Here is a 19,103-nt window from a genome sequence, read left to right as displayed (position 1 = left end):
CGCCCTCTCACGGCGGTAACACGGGTTCAAATCCCGTACGGGGTACAAAGTTACTCCCCAGTCAGTCGGCTGGGGAGTTTTTGTTTTTTAAGAATCGAAGCGACTATGACCAGGGGGCGACTATGACCAGTGAACGTTTCGCGCGACTGAAGCTTCTTCTAGGGGATGAGGGGCTGGAAACTTTGGCCGATTCTACAGTCATGGTCGTCGGACTCGGAGGCGTGGGGTCTAGCTGTGCCGAAGCTCTCGCGAGAGGTGGCGTGGGCAACCTCATCTTGATTGACGGCGACGTCGTGGAGCCGAGCAATCTCAACCGTCAGGCGCTGGCGTTTGTCTCCACAATCGACCGTGTAAAAGCCGAGGTCATGGAGGCCATGGTTGCCGATATCAACCCGGACTGTACGACCTACGCCCGACAGATTTTCCTCACCCGTGAGAATTTGGCCGAAACCTTTCGGCAGTTCCCGCGTCCGGATTACATCATCGACGCTATCGACGATGTCACCGGCAAGATTGAGATCGCGCAGTGGTGTGCGGAAAATCGTGTCCACCTCATTTCCGCTATGGGAGGTGGAAACAAACTCGATCCATCCCGGCTGACCTTCTCCAAAATTAATAAGACAAAGGTCTGCCCGCTGGCGAAGATTGTCCGTCAGGTGTGTATCCGCCGACGCATTCGCGGTCTTGAGGTACTGTACTCATCTGAAGAACCAGTGAGAATTGCGGACAAAGGCAGCGGCACCAAAGCGGAAACCCTCGGTACCATGAGCTACATACCGCCAATAATGGGGCAGATGTTAGCCGGGAAAGTCATCCGCCGGCTGCTCGGGTTCGAGGAAACCCCGCTCGCCCCGCGCATCGGCGGTCCGGCCGACGAAAATCAGCCACCCACGGAAAAATAATGCGGCTCATCGACACCCACTTTCATTACGACTTCCTGCCACAGGCTTCGCGCGAGCGTTTTAAGGCCGAGATTGCGCGGGAAGGTGTGGAGATTATCGCGCAGACGGTTCGGCCTTCCGGATTTGCCGAGCTAGGGCGCGAGAATCTGCCCATGGCCGCCGTGGGCTATCACCCGTGGTACATCGATGATAATTACGAGCGTGAGCTCGAGATATTCCGCGAGGCCCTTCCGTGCACCCGCTTCGTAGGCGAGATCGGACTGGACTTCGCGCCCCGCAGGCTTGACGACGTGCCGACCGAGACCCAAATCCACGTCTTAACCAGCATCTTTGACGCTGTCCGAGCCTCGAACCAGTCACATATCCTGTCCATTCACACAGTTCGCAGTGCCGGTGTAGTACTCGACCTGTTGGAACCGCGCATGGACTCCGAATCCGGCCAGGCTTCGGGTGAGAATTTCGTACCGATCTTTCACCGCTTCGGTGGCACCAGCGATGAGCTGACGAGGCTTATCCGCGCCGGTGGCTACATCTCCGTCAATCCGCTCATGTTGCGGACAAAGCGCGGGCGGGCCTATGTGGCGCAGGTGCCCGTCGATAGGCTTTTGCTGGAGACTGACCTTCCGCGCGAGCCCGTAAGCGGTGACGCGGCGGAGGTGGTCGCTGCAGAGGTAATCACTGCGTTGCGGGAAACTGTCGCGGACGTTGCATCCTTGCGAAAAATGGATGAATCGGAGCTTACAGACGCTCTGGCCAACAATGCCAAAACACTTGGCATTTAATGCGCTAACCTGCGGATTTGTAGTTACTATTCGTGTCTAGTGTATTGTTTAACAAGTCCGCAGCGCGCGGATGAAAAGTTCTAAGCCCCGTTCGTCTAGCGGCCTAGGACGCCGCCCTCTCACGGCGGTAACACGGGTTCAAATCCCGTACGGGGTACAAAGATATACAAAGCACAAGCCTTCGCCCGTGATTGGGTGGAGGCTTTTGCTTTTTCGTGCTTGCGTCTACATTGCCTACCCCTCCACCGCGGCACTGGATTTCCACAGTCCTAGTATCGAGAATATGAAACATTCAAAACTCGTTTGTATTGGTCTCGGTCATGTCGGTTCGTATGTCCTGACATATGCCATGGAATCCGGGCTGTTCGCTGAGATTGCCACAATTGATACAGCACCAGGCGTTGCGCATGGCGAGGCTCTGGACCAATCCCAGTCCACTGGTGTTCCCAGCACGGACTATGTCAATGTGCATGCTGGCAACTACAGCGATTGCGCCGACGCGGATATGATTATCGTCGCTGCTGGTGCGTCCATTCTCCCGGACCCGGACGACCCGGATTCCCGTCCGGACCGTGCTGGATTGGCCAAGCTCAGCGGGGAAGTTGTTCGCGATGTCATGCCGGGCATCGTGAAATATACGCGGGAGGCGATTGTCCTTTTCATTACTAATCCGCTCGATGCGGTGGTGCACTTGGCACATACCGAGTTCGATTACCCCGCGGAAAAGCTCTTTGGCACTGGCACGATGCTAGATTCGGCCCGACTGCGGTGGGTAGTTGCCAAGCAGCTGGGAATTGACCCAAAGTCAGTGACTGGCTACATGATGGGTGAGCATGGCCTTACTGCCGTACCGATTCTGTCCACGCTGAACGTGCAAGGCGTGAGGTGGACAGAACTGGAAAAATGGCATGGCTCACCGCTGCCTTCACCACAGGAGATTCAGGATGCTGTGGTCGGTGCAGCTTACGATGTTCTCAATGCCAAGGGCTGGACGAATGCTGGCGTTGCACGCTCCGCTTTGGAAATTGCCCGCGCGGTGATGCTGGATCAAAACAGCGTCCACCCGGTGTGTACGCGCTTGGATGGTGAATACGGGTTGCCGGATGTCTCGCTGTCGATGCCGGCAGTGATTGGCCGAGGTGGAATCATTCGCCGTATGCCGCCACAGCTAAACAACTGGGAGCTGGAGCGACTGCGTGAATCTGCTCAGTACATCTTGAGCACCGTCGAGAACATGTAGAAGAAATTATGTAGATTCCACTTTTGCCGAAATAACACGGGGAAGTACTTTGCGCTCCTAAAATATTGGCATGAATTCGGCCAAGTCCTCCTACGTTCCGGAGCTGACCAGCATCCGAGCCATCGGCGCATTCGGTGTCCTGCTCACGCATGCCGCGTTTTGGACGGGCAATTACACCGACGATTGGTGGGGGCGCCTCAACGGTCGATTCGAAATTGGCGTCACCATCTTCTTCGTGCTCAGCGCGTTTCTGCTCACAGGGCGTTGGCTCGGTTCGCCTGACGACGTCCCTGCGAACCGACCGGACATGCGGAAGTACTTCACCAGTCGCGCGAAGAGAGTTCTGCCGGCCTATTGGATTGTGGTTACTGCGGCTTTTCTCATTCACGCCGCAGATGACCCGCCACCATCGGGTGGGGGTCTGCAGGGCTGGTTGCGCACGATGTCGTTTACCCAGACGCTCCAATTCGGCTGGATTCACCCGGGCTTGCCGCAGATGTGGTCGATGGTGGTGGAAGTCGGCTTCTACTTGGTATTGCCGCTGGTGGGGCTTGCCATCTGGACAATCACGAAGGGGCGGCTGCGCCCCGGTCCGACGTTGGCCATCATTATTGGTTTTGGCCTCATTGGCCCGGTCTGGACTGTGCTGTCGCACCAGGAAAACCTGCTGCCGGTGGTGGCACGGCTGTGGCCGATGGCGTATTTCGACTGGTTCGCTATCGGCATGCTGCTGGCCTACGGGCGAAAAGTCGGATGGCGCGTGAATCTAGCGACCAGTTGGCTGATAGCGCTAGTGCTGTTTGTTCTATCCACTACTACCCATGTGGGACCAGCAACCTTGGTGCCGGATGATGTCGACCAGGCGTTGTGGAAGACCACGCTGTATGGCCTGTCCGCCGGCGCATTCGTGGCTCCGATTGCACTGGGTACGGAGGTAAGGTGGCTTCGTCATCCAGCCATGATTTGGTTGGGAGAAGTCTCCTACGAGTTCTTCCTCATCCACGTGTTGGTCATGGACTGGGGGATGAAGGTGATGGGTTATCAGACCTTCCAGGGGTCGATGTTGGCAGTGGCAATTGTTACCACTGCCATCGCCTTACCGCTGTCGTGGTTGCTGCGCCGCAACACTGATGTACTAACGCGGAGGCCGGGGCCTGCGAGCCCGTGGGCGGCCTACAGATCGTCGTCAAGCGGGCCGAGCTCAGCGACTAGTACTTCCTGCGCGACCTTCATTGCGGAAAGAGCAGCCGGTGCGCCGCAGTAACCGGAAGCGTGGACGATGGCTTCGGTGATCTCGGTGCGGGTCAGGCCGTTGGCGAGGGCGCCCTTGATGTGGCCGCGCAGTTCTTCGGTAGCGCGCAGAGCGACGAGCATTCCAATGTTGAGTAGGGAGCGATCGCGCTTGGCCAGGCCTTCGCGGCTCCAGACAGAACCCCAGACGGTGGCGGTGATGTGCTTCTGCAGGGTCTCTCCGTCGGAGCCGGCGTTACGGGCGAGGGCGGCATCGACGAATTCGTCGCCCATTACCTCGCGGCGGATTTGGATGCCGGCGTCATAGCGGTCGGCGGAAAAGAGTTCATCGTTGGGATTGCTCATGCTTGCTAAGTATAGGGCTAGCAATGCGGATAAATTCCGAAATGTCCCCACTAGTTTCACTGCCGCGACGCATAACGGCGCTGAGGTTGCGTTTAAAACGGGTGCCGGTGGGGACGATGACGATGCGTCCGAGTGTTATCTGATCGCGAATTGCGCCGCGGGCAATGATTGTTGGTGCTGCCAGCGCAATCATGCCGGCGCGTTGTGCTGACAGGGACCCGAATTCTGCCGCGGGTTCGGCGAGATCCCCCAGTGCATCTTCCACGACCTGTCTACTGCCGGAACCGGGTTCGCGAATAACCAGCGGGGTAGTGCGCAGTTCTTCGATGTTCACCACAGCCCGCCCAGCCCACGGATGCCCCGTCGGCACGGCGAGGACCAGCTCATCTGTGCCGATGACCCGCTCTTCGAGGTCGTGCCGACCAGCCTCGCCTTCTACCAGACCAAAGTCCACCGCACTGTCGGCTACTAGTTGCCGGACCTCCCGGGAATTTGCCTGCACCATTGACAGTTTGACTGCGGGATGTTGCCGGTGGAACTCGGCGGCCCAGCCGGGGTAATAGAGCTCAGCGACGGTATTCGACACCGCGAGGGTGAGGTGGCGGGGAACATTGTCGGAACGCAAGCTGGCGGCGATACCCGAAAATGTGTGGCAGGCGGCCAGGAGGTCCGGGAGTGCGTCGATAAGCACGTGCCCGTTTTCCGTGGGAGATACGCCGTAGGGGGAGCGTTCGAAGACGGTGATTCCCAGCGCTTTTTCCGCCCGCGCGATGCGTGCGGACATGGTCTGCTGGTTAATGCCTAGCTCACGCGCCGCCTTGGAGATCGAGCCTGCACGGGCGGCGGCTAAAAGTGCTTCGAGCTCGGCTACAGCGGAGGGGTACATGCATCTATGGTACCCCTCACAGGGTTTGGTGATAGCGGTAGTTGTGGCGAGAACAAATACGGTATGAGCATGACCAACTCTTCTCGCCGTGATGTGCTGGCACCCGCCGGGCCCGCGTGGGCAGGGTCGCTGATGGGCACATCCATCTTCGCCACCCTCGCGCACACCCATGACGTGTCGGTGATTCCGGAGCTTCTTCTCGTCATGGCGGTCGGCATTCTCGGCTTTATGATGGTCGGCTGGTTGCGTTTTCGAAACCCGCCGTTCCACTCGAAGCTGATGGCGCCGTGGGGCATGCTTTCGATGGGCATCATGGCTCTCGGGAGTGCTGCGACTGCGCTATCTAGTAACTCATTGTGGCAGCTGGTGTCCTGGTGGATCGGTGCGCCGCTGGCAATCTACGTCAGCCTTCGCCAACTGCGAGGATTCGAAGGCGAGCCAACTTTTCAGTGGGGTCTCGCGCTGGTTGCCCCGATGGTGGCGGCGACAAGCGGTGCACAGTTGAGTATCGACTACGGCACCTTTTATCACGTCTGCGGGAAAATATTCTTCTGGATGGCGCTAATCACCGTCCTGCCAATTTTCGCACGCTGCTACGTCGCGCTGTTCTCTGGCACCATGCGCATCCCCGACCCCATCGCTGGTACTGCCTGGATCCCACTCGGGCTGGTCGGTCAGTCGACGGCTGCCGCGCAGCTGCTTTTCAATCGGACCTTCGCTGTCGCTTACGGCGCTGTGGTGCTCAGTGTCGGCATCTTCCTCGCTGCCATCGCTTTACGACGATTCACTCGCGCCGTAATCCGTTGGGCCGGCTATAGCCCTGGTTGGTGGGGTGCAACCTTCCCCGTGGGCACGCTGAGCCTTGGTACACACATGCTGGGCGACACCATTGGAGCGCAGTGGCTGTACACCGTCAGTGGTGCACTGTTGTGTTTACTGGCTGTGCACTGGTGCGCGTGTGTGGCTCGATTTGTTTGGTGGGCGCGGGGTTAGTTAATCCAGCTCCACTCGCACCCGACCGTGTCGGTCCTGATCCTCCCGCGGCGCAATAGTCAGCGCGGCGGCGGGGAAGAGGGCCGTGACGGCAAACAGCGCGGGGAAGCCTGCAGCGGCCACAATGGCACCCGAAACCGGAGGCGTTGCCGCGTAGATGATGTTCTGGAATGTGTTCTGCGTACCCATTGCGCGGCCTGACCAGAAGGGGCCCGCGTATTCGGCAACTGCGGTGAAGGCAAGACCATTCGGGCTGACTACCGCAACCGCCAGTGCGCAGACCAGCACGGTGCCAAGTGTGCGCCAATCGGCCCAGCTAGCAACCATCATTGCGACAGCCAGAATAAAGGTCGCACCCGAGACCCAACGGTAGGGGCGGATGCGGGACCGAACTCGGTCGGAAATAACACCCATCAATGCCCTGGATCCAGCGCCGAGCAGCTGTGAGACCATCACAATCGTGCCCGCGGTGCCATCGGCATAACCCACGGACAACAGCCACACGAGAATGTAGGCGCCCATCATCGACTGCGGCCAGGACAGTAGCGCCGAGGCAATGTGGATGCGCACGAGGTACTTGCCGTCGCGGTAAGGGCTGGCCGTGACCGTGGGGTTCGAGGCATCAGGACGTGGGGGATTCTTCACGCCTACCAGCACAAGGAACGCCAGCACGGCGCACAGGATCGCGGGCATCGCGAGTGCGACGCCGATACTGTAATTCTGTGCGAGCGGGTGCAGGGTGACTGCGGACAACGCCGCGCCGAGGGGCTGAGCCATCTGGCGAATGCCCATTGCGGTACCGCGCTGGTGTGGTGGGTACCAGCCCGACACCACGCGGCCGGATGCTGAGTTCACGCTTGCCGCCGCGCATCCGGCGAGGAACAGTGTGGCCCCGAGCAGGGCCGGGCTTGACGACGAAGCCAGCGCCGCAAGCCCCGTTGTTAAGGCGGTAGAGGACAGGCCTAGAAAGAGAGCTGCGCGTTCGCCATAGCGGTCGACAAACCAGCCCCAGGCGATGAGCGTGAAGACAATACCGGCCGCCGGCATTGCTGCGACGAGACCGGCGGCAGAGAGACTTAGACCGTTTTCCTGTAGGGATGGGATGAGAAAAGGCACACCCATGTGAACGACGGACGAACCGACCGCCGCGAACATGGACAGAAGAAGGACAAGGTGACGGTAAGCGGGCATTACAGTCGGGAGCTCATCTCCTCAGCGGCGGCGAGAACCTTTGCGCCCCAGCATTCGTAGGGCGACGGAGTCATGCGCTCGACAGGGCCGGAGACCGACAGAACCGCAATCATGCGATGGTTGCTGTCGAAAACCGGGGCAGAGACGGAGGCGAGCGCGGGGTCGCGCTCGCCCATGGATTCGGACCAGCCGAGACGCCGGCAGTCGTCGAGGTCCTGTTGGTTGAAGTCGGCGTCGGGAAGCATTCGCTCAGCGAGGTTTGCCGGGCCAAAGGCCAGGAGAACACGTGCGGCGGAGCCGGCGGTTAGCGGCATGCGAGAGCCAACTGGCACGGTGTTACGCAGCCCGGTGGCGGGCTCCATGGAGGCAATACAGGTGCGGGTGTCGCCGGTGAGCCGGTAGAGCTGCACTGACTCGCCGGTGACCTCTACCAGCTTCGGCAGGATGTGCGCTGCGGCGTCGGCAAGCAGGTCAGTGGTGACAGGCGTGATCTCGGTGAGTCCGGGGCCCGTCGTCCAGCGGCCGTCCGGTGTGCGGGTGACAAGGCGGTGCACTTCCAGCGCTGTGGCCAGGCGGTGAGCGGTGGCGCGGGGCAGCCCGGTGTCCTCGCAGAGCTCGGCGAGGGTGCGAGGAGTTTGCGCAACAGACTTGAGAATGAGTACCGAACGATCGAGAACTTTAATGCCACTTAGAGCTGGCGTCTCGGATGTGCTAATCTGTCCCATGCCATGATATTAACATCTCATACTTTGAGATAAAAGCGATATATCCGGAAGGCGGCTCACCCACTATGCGCACCACGGACACTAGCCCGAAGACTCTGGCCGAGAAAGTCTGGCGTGACCACGTTGTCAAGCAAGGCGAAAACGGCGAACCAGATCTGATTTACATCGATCTGCATCTCGTCCACGAGGTTACCTCTCCGCAGGCTTTTGATGGCCTTCGTCTGGCCGGGCGCAAGGTACGCCGACCGGATCTGACCATCGCAACCGAGGACCACAATGTTCCGACCACGGTCGCCGGTGGCAAAATCGATTTAATTGAGGAACCGACGTCTCGCACCCAGATTGCCACATTGCGCAAGAATGCCGAGGAGTTCGGCATCCGCCTGCATCCGATGGGCGACCGTGAACAGGGCATCGTGCACGTTGTCGGTCCGCAGCTGGGCTTGACTCAACCGGGCACCACCGTAGTCTGTGGTGACTCCCACACTGCAACGCACGGTGCTTTCGGCGCAATGGCCTTTGGTATCGGTACTTCCGAGGTTGAGCACGTTCTGGCTACCCAGACTCTGCCGCTGAAGCCTTTTAAGACCATGGCGGTCAATGTCACCGGCGAGCTGCAGGATGGCGTTACCGCCAAGGATCTGATTCTGGCGATTATCGCCAAGATTGGCACCGGTGGCGGCCAGGGCCACGTTATCGAGTACCGCGGTGAGGCCATCGAGAAGCTGTCGATGGAAGCCCGCATGACCATCTGCAACATGTCCATCGAGGCCGGTGCCCGCGCCGGCATGATTGCTCCGGACGAGACCACCTTCGAATTCCTGAAGGGCCGCCCGCACGCGCCGCAGGGCGAGCAGTGGGACGAGGCCGTCGAGTACTGGAAGTCCCTGGTTACTGACGAGGATGCGGAGTTCGACAAGGTTGTTGAAATCGATGGTTCCGCGCTGACCCCGTTCGTTACCTGGGGCACCAACCCAGGCCAGGGTGTGCCGCTGGGCGAGACCGTGCCGGATCCGGAGTTTATCGCTGAGGACTCCGACCGTATCGCCGCCGAGCGAGCACTGGAATACATGGATCTGAAGCCGGGCACCCCGATGCGCGATGTCAAGGTCGACGTTGTCTTCGTCGGTTCCTGCACCAACGGCCGTATCGAGGACATGCGCGCCGTCGCCGACGTGCTGAAGGACCGCAAGGTTGCCGACGGCGTCCAGATGCTCATCGTGCCGGGCTCCGCAAAGGTCCGTGCGCAGGCTGAGGAAGAGGGACTGGGCAAGATTTTTGAAGAGGCAGGCGCCGAATGGCGTATGCCGGGCTGCTCCATGTGCCTGGGCATGAACCCGGATCAGCTGACTCCGGGCCAGCGTTGCGCCTCTACCTCCAACCGCAACTTCGAGGGCCGTCAGGGCAAGGGTGGTCGTACCCACCTGGTCAGCCCGGCTGTCGCCGCAGCTACCGCCGTCGCCGGTCACTTCGCAGCACCGGCTGATCTCTAATAGAACCAAGCAGAACTTCTAAGGACCTTCACCATGGAAAAGTTTGATACTCACACCGGCGTCGGCGTTCCCCTGCAGCGATCCAACGTCGACACCGACCAGATCATCCCGGCTGTCTACCTAAAGCGCGTCACCCGCACCGGCTTCGAGGATGGCCTGTTCAGCAACTGGCGCAACAACGAATCCGACTTCGTACTCAACCGTCCGGAATACGCTAAGGGCTCCATCCTCGTAGCAGGGCCGGACTTCGGAACCGGTTCTTCCCGCGAGCACGCCGTGTGGGCACTGATGGATTACGGCTTCCGCGTCGTCATCTCATCCCGCTTCGCCGATATCTTCCGCGGTAATGCCGGCAAGGCAGGGCTGCTCGCCGCACAGATGCAGCAGTCTGATGTCGAGCTGCTGTGGAAGCTGCTCGAGGCCAACCCGGGCATGGAGCTCACCGTCAACCTGGAGACCCGCACTGTCGAGGCCGGCGAACAGGTCTTCCCGTTCGAGGTCGATGACTACACTCGCTGGCGTCTGATGGAAGGGCTTGACGACGTCTCCCTGACCCTGCGCAACGAAGAGGACATTGTGGCTTACGAGAAGAATCGTCCGTCTCACAAGCCGAAGACGCTGTAGGCGTTAGACTTGCCGCATGTATCTGGCAATCACCAAACACTCACGGACCGATCAGCCTTCACGTACTGAATCAGCACGTGATTTGGGATTTATCCTGCGAAAGCATCCCGATCGCGTGCATGAGGCCGAGTTAAAGTTCGGGGTTGCCCGAGTCTTTTTCCCCACGGCTACCGATGCTGAATGCACGGCAGCCCTCTGGGTTGATATTGACCGCGACGAGCTGCTGAAACTCAAGCAGTACCGGGCCGATACGTTTAATCTGACCGGCTATATCAATGACCGGCAGTGGGCCGCGTCATCGCTTTTGACCGTGGCGCTGAAATCCGTTTTCTCCACGGCGATGGTCATGGAGAAGCCCTCGCCTTACGACGAAGCCCCAAGCGACCTCACCGCGACAGTCGCAGCGGTACCCGGCACTGAGGAAGAGATCCGGGAGCTGTTCGAGCCGCTGGGGTGGAGCGTTGCCTGCGATTTTTCGAGCAATATTGCTGGGCAGAAGTTCTCACCGACGGTAACGCTTTCGGGTAGGGCAACCGTCCGCGATTTGCTCAATCACCTGTATATTCTGCTTCCTGTCCTCGACGGTGGGAAACACTATTGGGTCGATGACCGGGAAATCGACAAGCTCGCCACGCGTGCGCAGGGTTGGCTACCGGAGCATCCGCAGCGGGAGAAAATCCTAAAGCGCTACCTTGCCGATCAAAAAGGCCTGGTCAACGAAGCCGTCGTGAAGCTTGCTGGGGAATCCGACGGAGCCAGCGGAAGCGAACTGGCCAACGGTGACCACACAGCCAAGCCACTTAACCGACAGCGTCAAGAGCGGGTGCTGCGTGAGGTATTTAGCCTGCGTCCGCGCAGCGTGGTGGACATCGGCTGTGGTTCCGGCGTGTTGCTGGGGCCGATGCTGGAGAATCCACGAATCGCGCAGATTGTTGGCACAGATGTCTCTGTAGGGGAGCTTCGAAAGGCACACAAGGCGCTGAACCTAGATCGGATGCCGGAGCGCCAAGCCGCGCGGGTGGAGCTTTTCCAATCCTCGGTCACCTATGCCGACGAGCGCATTGCGAACATGGACGTGGCAATCCTGATGGAGGTCATCGAGCACATTGATGCCGACCGACTGCCCGCGTTGGAGAACAACGTCTTTGGAGCAGCCCGGCCGCAGTACGTCATCGTCACCACGCCGAACAGCGACTACAACGCGTGCTATCCAAACCTAGCGCCCGGACAGTTCCGACACCTGGATCACCGCTTCGAGTTCAGCCGTGTGGAATTTCGCCAGTGGGCGAAGGGCGTGGCCGAGAAGTTCGGTTATCTGGTGGACTTCGACGGTATTGGAGACGTGCACGAAACCTATGGCCAACCGACCCAAATGGCAGTCTTTTCCTACGACTTCACCGCAGCAGAGGAGAGCTAACTATGAGTACCATCTCACTTCCTAACCTCAGCTTGGTCATGCTGGTCGGTGTCTCTGGCGCCGGAAAGTCGACCTTTGCGGTACGACACTTCGGCCCGTTTGAAGTTGTTTCTTCGGATACCTGTCGCGGCATTGTTTCCAATGATCCGAATAACCAGGCGGCGACGGCGCCTGCTTTTGAGCTGCTGGAGACGATCGTCGGCACGCGTCTGGAAGCCGGCTTGCTCACCGTGGTCGATGCGACGAATGTGAAACCGCAGGACCGCGCCCGGCTCGTGAAGCTGGCGCGCAGCCACCATGCGCTGAGTGCTGCTATCGTTTTGAATCTTCCGCTGAAGGAGGTGAAGGAGCGGCACAGCCAGCGCGCTGACCGCAACTTCGGAGTCGACGTGTTGGAGCGCCAGCACCGTGACCTGCGCCGAGGTCTCAAGCACCTCAAGCGGGAGAAGATTCACAATGTTTTCATTTTGAATTCCGCGGCGGAAATCGACAATGTCACCATTGAACGTGTGCCGCTGAAGGTCGACCGCCGCGATCTCCACGGCCCCTTCGACATCATTGGCGATGTTCACGGCTGCTACGACGAGTTGACCGCACTGCTGGCAAAGCTCGGCTACGAGCTGTCGGCAGATGGCAGCAATGCTCATCACCCAGATGGCCGTACGGCCATTTTCGTTGGTGATCTTGTTGATCGCGGTCCCAATAGTCCAGCTGTCTTGAAGCTGGTCATGGGGATGGTTGCGGCCGGTCATGCCCTCTGCGTGCCCGGAAACCACGACTCTAAGTTGGTGCGCGCCCTCGACGGCCACAACGTCACCACAGGTCACGGGCTGGCCGAAACGCTCACTCAACTCGCCGACGAAAGTGAGGAGTTCCGGAAGGGTGTCCGCGACTTCATCGACCACCTGCCCGTGCACTTTGTGCTTGACGACGGCGCCCTGGTTGTAGCCCACGCGGGACTGCCTGAGCACCTCCATGGCAGGGCCTCCGGTAAGGTCCGTGAGTTCGCGCTCTACGGTGCGACTACTGGCAAGCTTGATGAAAATGGCCTGCCAGAACGTCTGGATTGGGCAGCGGACTACCGCGGTTCCGCTCGTGTTGTCTATGGCCACATGGAAGCAGACCGCCTGCGTTGGGTCAATAACACCATGTGCATCGACACTGGTTGTGTCTTCGGCGGCAAGCTCTCTGCGCTGCGCTATCCGGAGCTAGAGACCGTGCAGGTCGATGCAAAGCAGACCTGGTGGGAGGCTCCATCCCGCAAGACCACCAATCGCTCGGAGTCCGAACTGCGCATCACTGACGTGTTGGACGTCGATGGTATCCAGACTGGCCGGCATGGCCGCATCCGCATTGATAGTGACCGCGCGGCTGCAGCGCTGGAAACTATCAGCCGTTTCACGCTCGCACCGGAGAAAATTCCGTACCTGCCACCGACAATGTCACCGGCGCCGACCTCGCAGCGAGAGGGATTCTTGGAACACCCGGAGGAGGCATTCCGCTACTACGCAGCGCACACTGACCAGGTCATGTGTCAGGAAAAGCACATGGGTTCCCGAGCTGTGCTGTGCCTGATTCGGCCAGGGGCGAAGACTCGTTTCGGTGCTAGCTCGTACGCCTACACCCGGACGGGGCGTGCCTTCTTCGACGACACGACCCCGGTACTTGATGCCATGACCAAGGCCGCAGAGCGCGCCGGGCTTTTCGACCAATTCGGCGATTGGATTCTGCTCGACGGCGAAATGTTGCCCTGGAATCTCAAGGCCCAAGGGCTTATCGACGACATCTATGCACCCACCGCTGCCGCTGGTATCGGTGCAGGGAGGCAGCTCGCGGCCGCTCTGCAGGCGGCAACCGACAGGGGAGTAGAGGTCAGCGGTCCTACTCCAGAACAGACTCTGGACGAGCTCCAGAAGTTCCGTGCTGCCTACAACCGATATGTCGACAGCGACAACAAGATTCAGTTTGCACCCTTCCAAGTGTTGGCAAGCGAGGATGCCACCTGGCACCACAAGCCCCACTCATGGCACCTGGATATTGCGAATCAGCTGGTCGCAGCAGACAGTGAGATCTACCGGCAGACGCGCTGCTTCGTCCTCGACCCCAGTGACCCGGAACAGGTGGAGGTCGCATCGAAGTGGTGGTTGCAGCTGACAGAGGCCGGCGGGGAAGGGGCCGTCGTCAAGCCAATGGAAAACGCAGAGACGTCGCGTCAGGTGCAGCCCGGCATGAAGGTGCGCGGACGGGAGTATCTGCGAATGATTTACGGGCACGACTACCTGCACCCGCAGCGTCAAGAGCGGCTGAAGCGGCGAAATTTGCAGCACAAGCAGTCATCGGCGCTGCGCGAATATGCCCTCGGCATCGAGTCGCTGGAGCGCCTAGCGGCGGGCGAGCCTCTGCATCGGATCCATGTTCCTGTCTTCGGCGTGTTGGCGCTGGAGTCAGAGCCGATGGATCCGAGGTTGTAGGGTCGGTCAACGCTGGGTGCTACGAGGTCAACGCCAGATTCCGTAGTACCTCTAGGGCATAGTCGCGGCGCAACTGATCATGGAAGCGCTGATTACTGTAGGAACGCAGACATGCGTAGCAAGAAGTATCAGCATCACATTCACAATCGGTGACACGTTTGATTGCGTTATCGAGGACTGCGGGGAAGTTAGCAACAATTTCCTTCGTGATTCCTGCACCGCCCGGCACGGCATCGAAGAGAACGAAATGTGGCTCGCCCCTCGACCACGAGACCGTGGCATCGATGTCATCGCGATTTAGCTCAAGCGTTACTGAAGCAGATTCCAATAGTGCATACATTGCCGAGTTCAGATGCGCCATTTCATAGTCCCGAAGTTGACTGCACTCGATGGTGGCGATGTCTGTTTGGTACAGATGCCCCAAAGCAACTGGGTCAGCGGTTCCAAAGCATTCCCGGTTAGTCCGAGGGTTCTTATGTTTTCCGCGACGGCTCTTTACTTCGGCGCCACAAGATTCACAAATAAGAAACCGCTGCTCATTGTTCTTGTTAATCACAAGAATCTGAGCTCGCTTGCGTGCAGACACCATCAAAGGGACCGCGCACGAAGTCTTGCATTCGAAAGAGTCCACAACCTCCATGTTGGTGTCAAGCACATACGATTCCCGAGACCAATAGTTCTTTGGCGCGCTCGTACTCACCGAACTGGTTTCTCGTGAAGCAACGAAACCAAAAATCGGTTGCAGGATTTCCACCTGCTTCCTTGAATACGCGGAACCGCAACCGGGGCAGGTTGTACCTGCTTCAAAAGGCCGGTGCGACTGATAGTTGACTTCGTTGCAGACCGGGCAAACAAGTAGGTATCCCCGTGGCAGGCCTCGCCCAGGTAGGATTCTGACTCCGGCTGAGGTCCACAGTCGGCCCCCTGCAACCACTTGAGCACCGGGTGCGTAGTCACCGATTGCAAGTGACAAATCCCTATTTAAATGAATTGTGTGGCCATCAATATCTGAATTAAATGTATCGAGTTTTACACTGTCGACCGGGAACCCATACTTTGGTAGCAAGTTCCGGGACGCCATGAAACCGAGTGTCTCTTGATTTTCCAGAGTATAGATTGTGAAATCATACCTGCGGTGATTTTTACGCTGCTTAAAAGCGTCGAGACGAATCGCCTTTAGGTCGTCCCATTCCTGTCGAAGCGCATCCTCGACGACCTCAATTAATTCGAGGTATTCAGTGGTCCAGCTACCGCCCGAAATTCCGATCTCATCCTTCAGCGAGGGAGGTACGATTCTTTCGAGTGCAGCCTGAACCTCTGCCGGTACTCCGTCGGCGAGGAAATCGGCCATGAGCTTGTAAAGAACTTCGTCCATGGAATCCTCTGGGAGGAAGAGCCCCTTGACCGTCCGCCATTGCCCCCATCGATTAGCATGCTTGCGTAGAAAAGCAGCGAAGAGTACTGAGTAACAGTGACGAGTAACAATGCGAGGGTTATCGATGCTGACATATGGGGTTCGCATGATGCCATCAATCATCTGCTCAGGGTGCTGATAAATTGACATATCATGGGCAGCTCGCCGCGCATAGGTCAAGACAAAGGCCGCTGAGCCAGCACGTCGTCCGGCCCGACCTGCACGCTGTACATAATTGGAGGTTCGGGGCGGCATATTTCGCATCATGACCGACTGCAGCTCACCGACGTCTACGCCTAGCTCAAAGGTTGTAGAACAGGAAAGGACATTAATCTTTCCTTCGATAAAATCATTTTGGATTTCAGCTGCCTTTTTGGGCTGCCACTGAGCCGTGTGCTCACTGGCCCTGAGCAATTGAATAGACATATTCCGTGCCAGCCAACGGAAGTAATGATTTTGGAATTCACTGGAAGTGGTGTTGAGCGGAGTCAGATTTCCGTCGCAAGAACGGTTTGGGCAAAGATCTGCACAATTATGGCAAGTAACCGTGCCGCATTTTGAACACTGATACCAGTCCGCATAGTTGCCATCCTGAACTACAACGGATGAGGCAGATATTCCCCTTGCTTGATTTTCCTCTGAGTATGGCAGCTGAACAAGAATGTTTTCTGCGATAAGATCTTTCCACAGTTCCGAAAGCACCATGGTCGCGACTTTTTGCAACTTTGATTCATCGGTGAGGATAGCAGCGAGATTACTGTTCTTTAGAGCTTTTTTGGTGAAAGCAAGCCGATAGTTATCTTTCCCGATCGCAGGGAACCACGAATAAATCTGCTTTTTATTGTCGCCTCCCGAATCGTGGCGGCATGCCCAACCTCCCCTTCTCGGCAAGAAGTGCTCATCACTAAACTCTGAACATCCAACAAGTTCAAGAGCACCCCGCAGACGTAAATCGCCTAACAGTAAATTGATAAATGCATGGCAATCGTTTGTGGTGCGGAAAATCTTTCGTAAAGCTCTATTACGACCTATAACGGCATCTAGTTTTTCCTGGTCAATGCTGTAGGCAGCTAGTGCAAGACCCTCGAGAGACAGGTTTCGCTCAATGCTAGTAGCCTCTCCGAATACCCAGTAACTGGCGTCTGTGTTTTTTCCATTGTGGTAGAGCTTCTTGTCTCGTGAGAGCAGGCTGGTTGCTTTAACCCATTGCAAAAGGGTGATGGGACCTTCGCTAGTCTGTTCAGCCAAAGCCGTGAGCAGAATTCGACGTTCAACATTTTTATTGAACATTCGCTCCAGATAAGGTGCTGCGAAGGCGGCAGCCTGGCGGGAATCGGAAAAGGTTAAAAGCTTTCGTCCTTGTCCGACAGCGGATTCTTTTCCGGGTGCTGCTGGCTGAAGCTGAAAAAGTGAGCTAGCAAGTGTGGCTGGGGCGAGATCTGCGTCCGTCAATAACCTAGATACTTGATTGTTCCGGCTAGAACCACAGTCAAGACAGCAGTCTAGGTCTTTTGTCGACTGGGTGGTTGAGTAGAACTTTACTGGGCGGATGGCGTGAGAACTGCAATCCGCATTGGCACAGCTGGAAAGCTCATCGTGGTAGATTTTCCCGCATCCAAAGCAAAGATAATTCGTGGTCTGAACCTGCGTTTCAGTAATATCCGTGCCTTCTTCGACAGAATCATCTTCGTTATACGAGACTGTCTTACTCTGTGGATTAAGCAGAGCCCAGTGGAATCCCTGGTTTGTCTTCTCGAAGCTCCCGGAAAGAAAAGTATCGCCGATAACTGTGCCCAAAAGATGGACTCCACCACATGTCTTACAAGTGGCCATCTCATACACAGGTCGGGACCCCATTGTTTTCTTTCGGCTCAGCGAAATTATTGGAGAGCCATCCTCTCGAAGACTGAGGAAGGCCCCTTCAGAAGCACGCACGAACATGTGGTAGCGAGCGCTGACTGCCGGTACTCCGCTGGCATCGACGGTTGTAGCACCGAGAGTCACCAATTTGTGCACTCGTTCCTGTGCTACCTCGATATTTGTGTCTGGCCAAAGGCGGTGCGCCAGCGCAGTTAAATCTTTTGACCCGTCCGCACAAAACTTACGCATGCTCACAATGTGAGCCTCGGTATTGAGAGCTTCGAATTCTGTGATACCTAGGTTACTAGCCTGAACTCGAAGCGCCTCTGCAAGGTCAGAGTTGGAGTTCTCTGAGTGGAAGAGAGAATCTTGGAGTGCCCAACTCTCGGTAACAGGCAGTGCTTTACGAGTTGCAGTTACCAAATCTTGTCGGTTCGGGTCGTCTTCGACGAACTCAAACGGTGCATCGAAAAGAGAAGATCCGAACTTCATTACTTCGGATTTCTCGCCCTGCAACGAAGCGGATGTGGCAATGCACTGGATTGATTGTGTTGGAGTCGAAACTCGATTTTTCAATCGGCGCAGAAGCATGCCGATTTCAGTTCCCTGAGCTCCGGCATAAACGTGAGCTTCATCCAGGACTATGAAGGACCAGGAATCTGCATGCACTCCGTCGAAGAATGCACTATCGGTCGGACGCAGTAGAAGGTATTCAAGCATCGCATAATTCGTGAGCAAGATATGCGGAGGAGTCTTCTGCATCTGGTCGCGGCTGATGAGTTCATTCGACAGCAACGGCTGATCGCGGTTGGTGTCCCTGAATAGATTTCGCGCGTCTTTCTCAGTTTGAGGGGTTTCACCGGTATAGCGTCCAAAAGTAATCTCTGGGGTTTCCGCCAAAAGCTCACGCAGTCGCTTGACTTGGTCATTTGCCAGCGCGTTCATCGGGTAGAGAAGTAATGCTCGGACGCCAGGTCGAAGTGTGCCTGCGTCACGTTCCCGCAGTAGGGAATCGAGGATTGGAATGAGAAAGCTCTCCGTCTTGCCGGAGCCAGTACCGGTGGAGACAATCAGATTTCTTCCGTCGCGAATCTTTTCAATTGCTGATTCCTGGTGCTGATACAGCGGACGGGACGCAGGTAGAGCTTTACCCAAGTTGGCCATTCCAGGAGATAGGACCCCTGAGCTAACCAAATCCGCAATTGTACGACCGGAAGCGTAGGGCGGGGTCAGCTCGATTAGAGGCCCCTTTGAAAGCGACGGGCTCTCGTCAACTGCCAGATGCAAGGCGTCGCGGATTGGTGCGCTTTTTGGGCGCAGGAGGGTCTTCAAAAATCGACGGTAGTCGTGGTCGATTAGCTTTGCCGCAGCGATTGGGTCGATGTTGCGTTTGGCAACTGCTTTTAGGCTTGCCGAATCTGTAATTGATTCTTCAACGATGGGAGTAGAGGATGCTGAGCCAGAGAGTTCGTCAAGCAGGCGCTCGAAATCTGATGTTGTCACTTTGCG

Annotated in this window: 14 protein-coding genes and 1 tRNA gene; 10 read left to right on the top strand and 5 right to left on the bottom strand. The window is 57.6% G+C overall.

Translation table 11 applies throughout. The annotated features are described in order from the left end of the window. Positions 1 to 122: 122 nt before the first annotated feature. The 5 genes from ADA16_RS10760 to ADA16_RS10740 all read left to right on the top strand — a co-directional run bounded on the left by ADA16_RS10760 (position 123) and on the right by ADA16_RS10740 (position 4,188). Positions 123 to 902: a tRNA threonylcarbamoyladenosine dehydratase gene (locus tag ADA16_RS10760; RefSeq protein WP_048761972.1), complete on the top strand. Its 780-nt coding sequence runs from the start codon at positions 123 to 125 to the stop codon at positions 900 to 902. Continuing rightward, positions 902 to 1,684 carry a TatD family hydrolase gene (locus ADA16_RS10755; protein WP_048761969.1) on the top strand — a complete coding sequence of 261 codons (783 nt, stop codon included), beginning with the start codon at positions 902 to 904 and terminating at the stop codon, positions 1,682 to 1,684. Before ADA16_RS10760 ends, ADA16_RS10755 begins: the two co-directional genes overlap by 1 nt. Positions 1,685 to 1,768: 84 nt before the next feature. Continuing rightward, positions 1,769 to 1,841, top strand: a tRNA-Glu gene (locus tag ADA16_RS10750). Positions 1,842 to 1,967: 126 nt separating this feature from the next. Continuing rightward, a complete protein-coding gene (locus tag ADA16_RS10745; protein WP_048761996.1) occupies positions 1,968 to 2,924 on the top strand; it encodes a lactate/malate family dehydrogenase in 957 nt (318 codons plus the stop codon). Between the two features lie 70 nt (positions 2,925 to 2,994). Next, positions 2,995 to 4,188, top strand: a complete 1,194-nt coding sequence (locus tag ADA16_RS10740; protein ID WP_239659450.1) for an acyltransferase family protein — start codon at positions 2,995 to 2,997, stop codon at positions 4,186 to 4,188. On the opposite strand, the gene ADA16_RS10735 is transcribed toward ADA16_RS10740, so the two are convergent. Both ADA16_RS10735 and ADA16_RS10730 read right to left on the bottom strand, forming a co-directional pair. After that, positions 4,098 to 4,520 (bottom strand): carboxymuconolactone decarboxylase family protein, encoded by a 423-nt coding sequence (locus ADA16_RS10735; protein ID WP_048761966.1) that lies wholly within the window; start codon positions 4,518 to 4,520, stop codon positions 4,098 to 4,100. The genes ADA16_RS10740 and ADA16_RS10735 overlap by 91 nt on opposite strands. Beyond that, entirely contained in the window at positions 4,501 to 5,406 is a 906-nt protein-coding gene (locus ADA16_RS10730; RefSeq protein ID WP_048761963.1) for a LysR family transcriptional regulator, read from the bottom strand. Before ADA16_RS10730 ends, ADA16_RS10735 begins: the two co-directional genes overlap by 20 nt. Before the next feature lie 69 nt (positions 5,407 to 5,475). On the opposite strand from ADA16_RS10730, the gene ADA16_RS10725 reads away from it, so the two are divergent. Then, on the top strand, positions 5,476 to 6,399 hold the full coding sequence (locus ADA16_RS10725) for a TDT family transporter (RefSeq protein WP_239659449.1): 924 nt from the start codon (positions 5,476 to 5,478) through the stop codon (positions 6,397 to 6,399). On the opposite strand, the gene ADA16_RS10720 is transcribed toward ADA16_RS10725, so the two are convergent. Then, positions 6,400 to 7,590 (bottom strand): MFS transporter, encoded by a 1,191-nt coding sequence (locus ADA16_RS10720; protein ID WP_048761959.1) that lies wholly within the window; start codon positions 7,588 to 7,590, stop codon positions 6,400 to 6,402. Further along, positions 7,590 to 8,315 carry an IclR family transcriptional regulator gene (locus ADA16_RS10715; protein ID WP_048761956.1) on the bottom strand — a complete coding sequence of 242 codons (726 nt, stop codon included), beginning with the start codon at positions 8,313 to 8,315 and terminating at the stop codon, positions 7,590 to 7,592. Before ADA16_RS10715 ends, ADA16_RS10720 begins: the two co-directional genes overlap by 1 nt. Before the next feature lie 65 nt (positions 8,316 to 8,380). On the opposite strand from ADA16_RS10715, the gene leuC reads away from it, so the two are divergent. The 4 genes from leuC to ADA16_RS10695 are packed head-to-tail and all read left to right on the top strand — an operon-like array spanning position 8,381 to position 14,320. Next, complete coding sequence (gene leuC, locus ADA16_RS10710) at positions 8,381 to 9,808, top strand: 3-isopropylmalate dehydratase large subunit (RefSeq protein WP_048761954.1); 1,428 nt, start codon at positions 8,381 to 8,383, stop codon at positions 9,806 to 9,808. 33 nt (positions 9,809 to 9,841) lie between these two features. Continuing rightward, positions 9,842 to 10,432, top strand: coding sequence for a 3-isopropylmalate dehydratase small subunit (gene leuD / locus ADA16_RS10705; protein WP_048761951.1), 591 nt, complete (start codon positions 9,842 to 9,844; stop codon positions 10,430 to 10,432). A gap of 16 nt (positions 10,433 to 10,448) precedes the next feature. Next, positions 10,449 to 11,849 carry a 3' terminal RNA ribose 2'-O-methyltransferase Hen1 gene (locus ADA16_RS10700; protein ID WP_065421360.1) on the top strand — a complete coding sequence of 467 codons (1,401 nt, stop codon included), beginning with the start codon at positions 10,449 to 10,451 and terminating at the stop codon, positions 11,847 to 11,849. 2 nt (positions 11,850 to 11,851) lie between these two features. Beyond that, positions 11,852 to 14,320 (top strand): polynucleotide kinase-phosphatase, encoded by a 2,469-nt coding sequence (locus tag ADA16_RS10695; protein ID WP_048761945.1) that lies wholly within the window; start codon positions 11,852 to 11,854, stop codon positions 14,318 to 14,320. A gap of 19 nt (positions 14,321 to 14,339) precedes the next feature. On the opposite strand, the gene ADA16_RS10690 is transcribed toward ADA16_RS10695, so the two are convergent. Next, complete coding sequence (locus ADA16_RS10690) at positions 14,340 to 19,097, bottom strand: DEAD/DEAH box helicase (RefSeq protein WP_048761941.1); 4,758 nt, start codon at positions 19,095 to 19,097, stop codon at positions 14,340 to 14,342. Positions 19,098 to 19,103 lie beyond the last annotated feature (6 nt).

Origin of the sequence: Corynebacterium vitaeruminis (assembly GCF_001054325.1) — a bacterium.
In the GTDB taxonomy this organism is placed as follows: domain Bacteria; phylum Actinomycetota; class Actinomycetes; order Mycobacteriales; family Mycobacteriaceae; genus Corynebacterium; species Corynebacterium vitaeruminis_A.
Note: the sequence above shows the minus strand (reverse complement) of the source record. Positions and strands in the feature narration are given on the sequence as shown.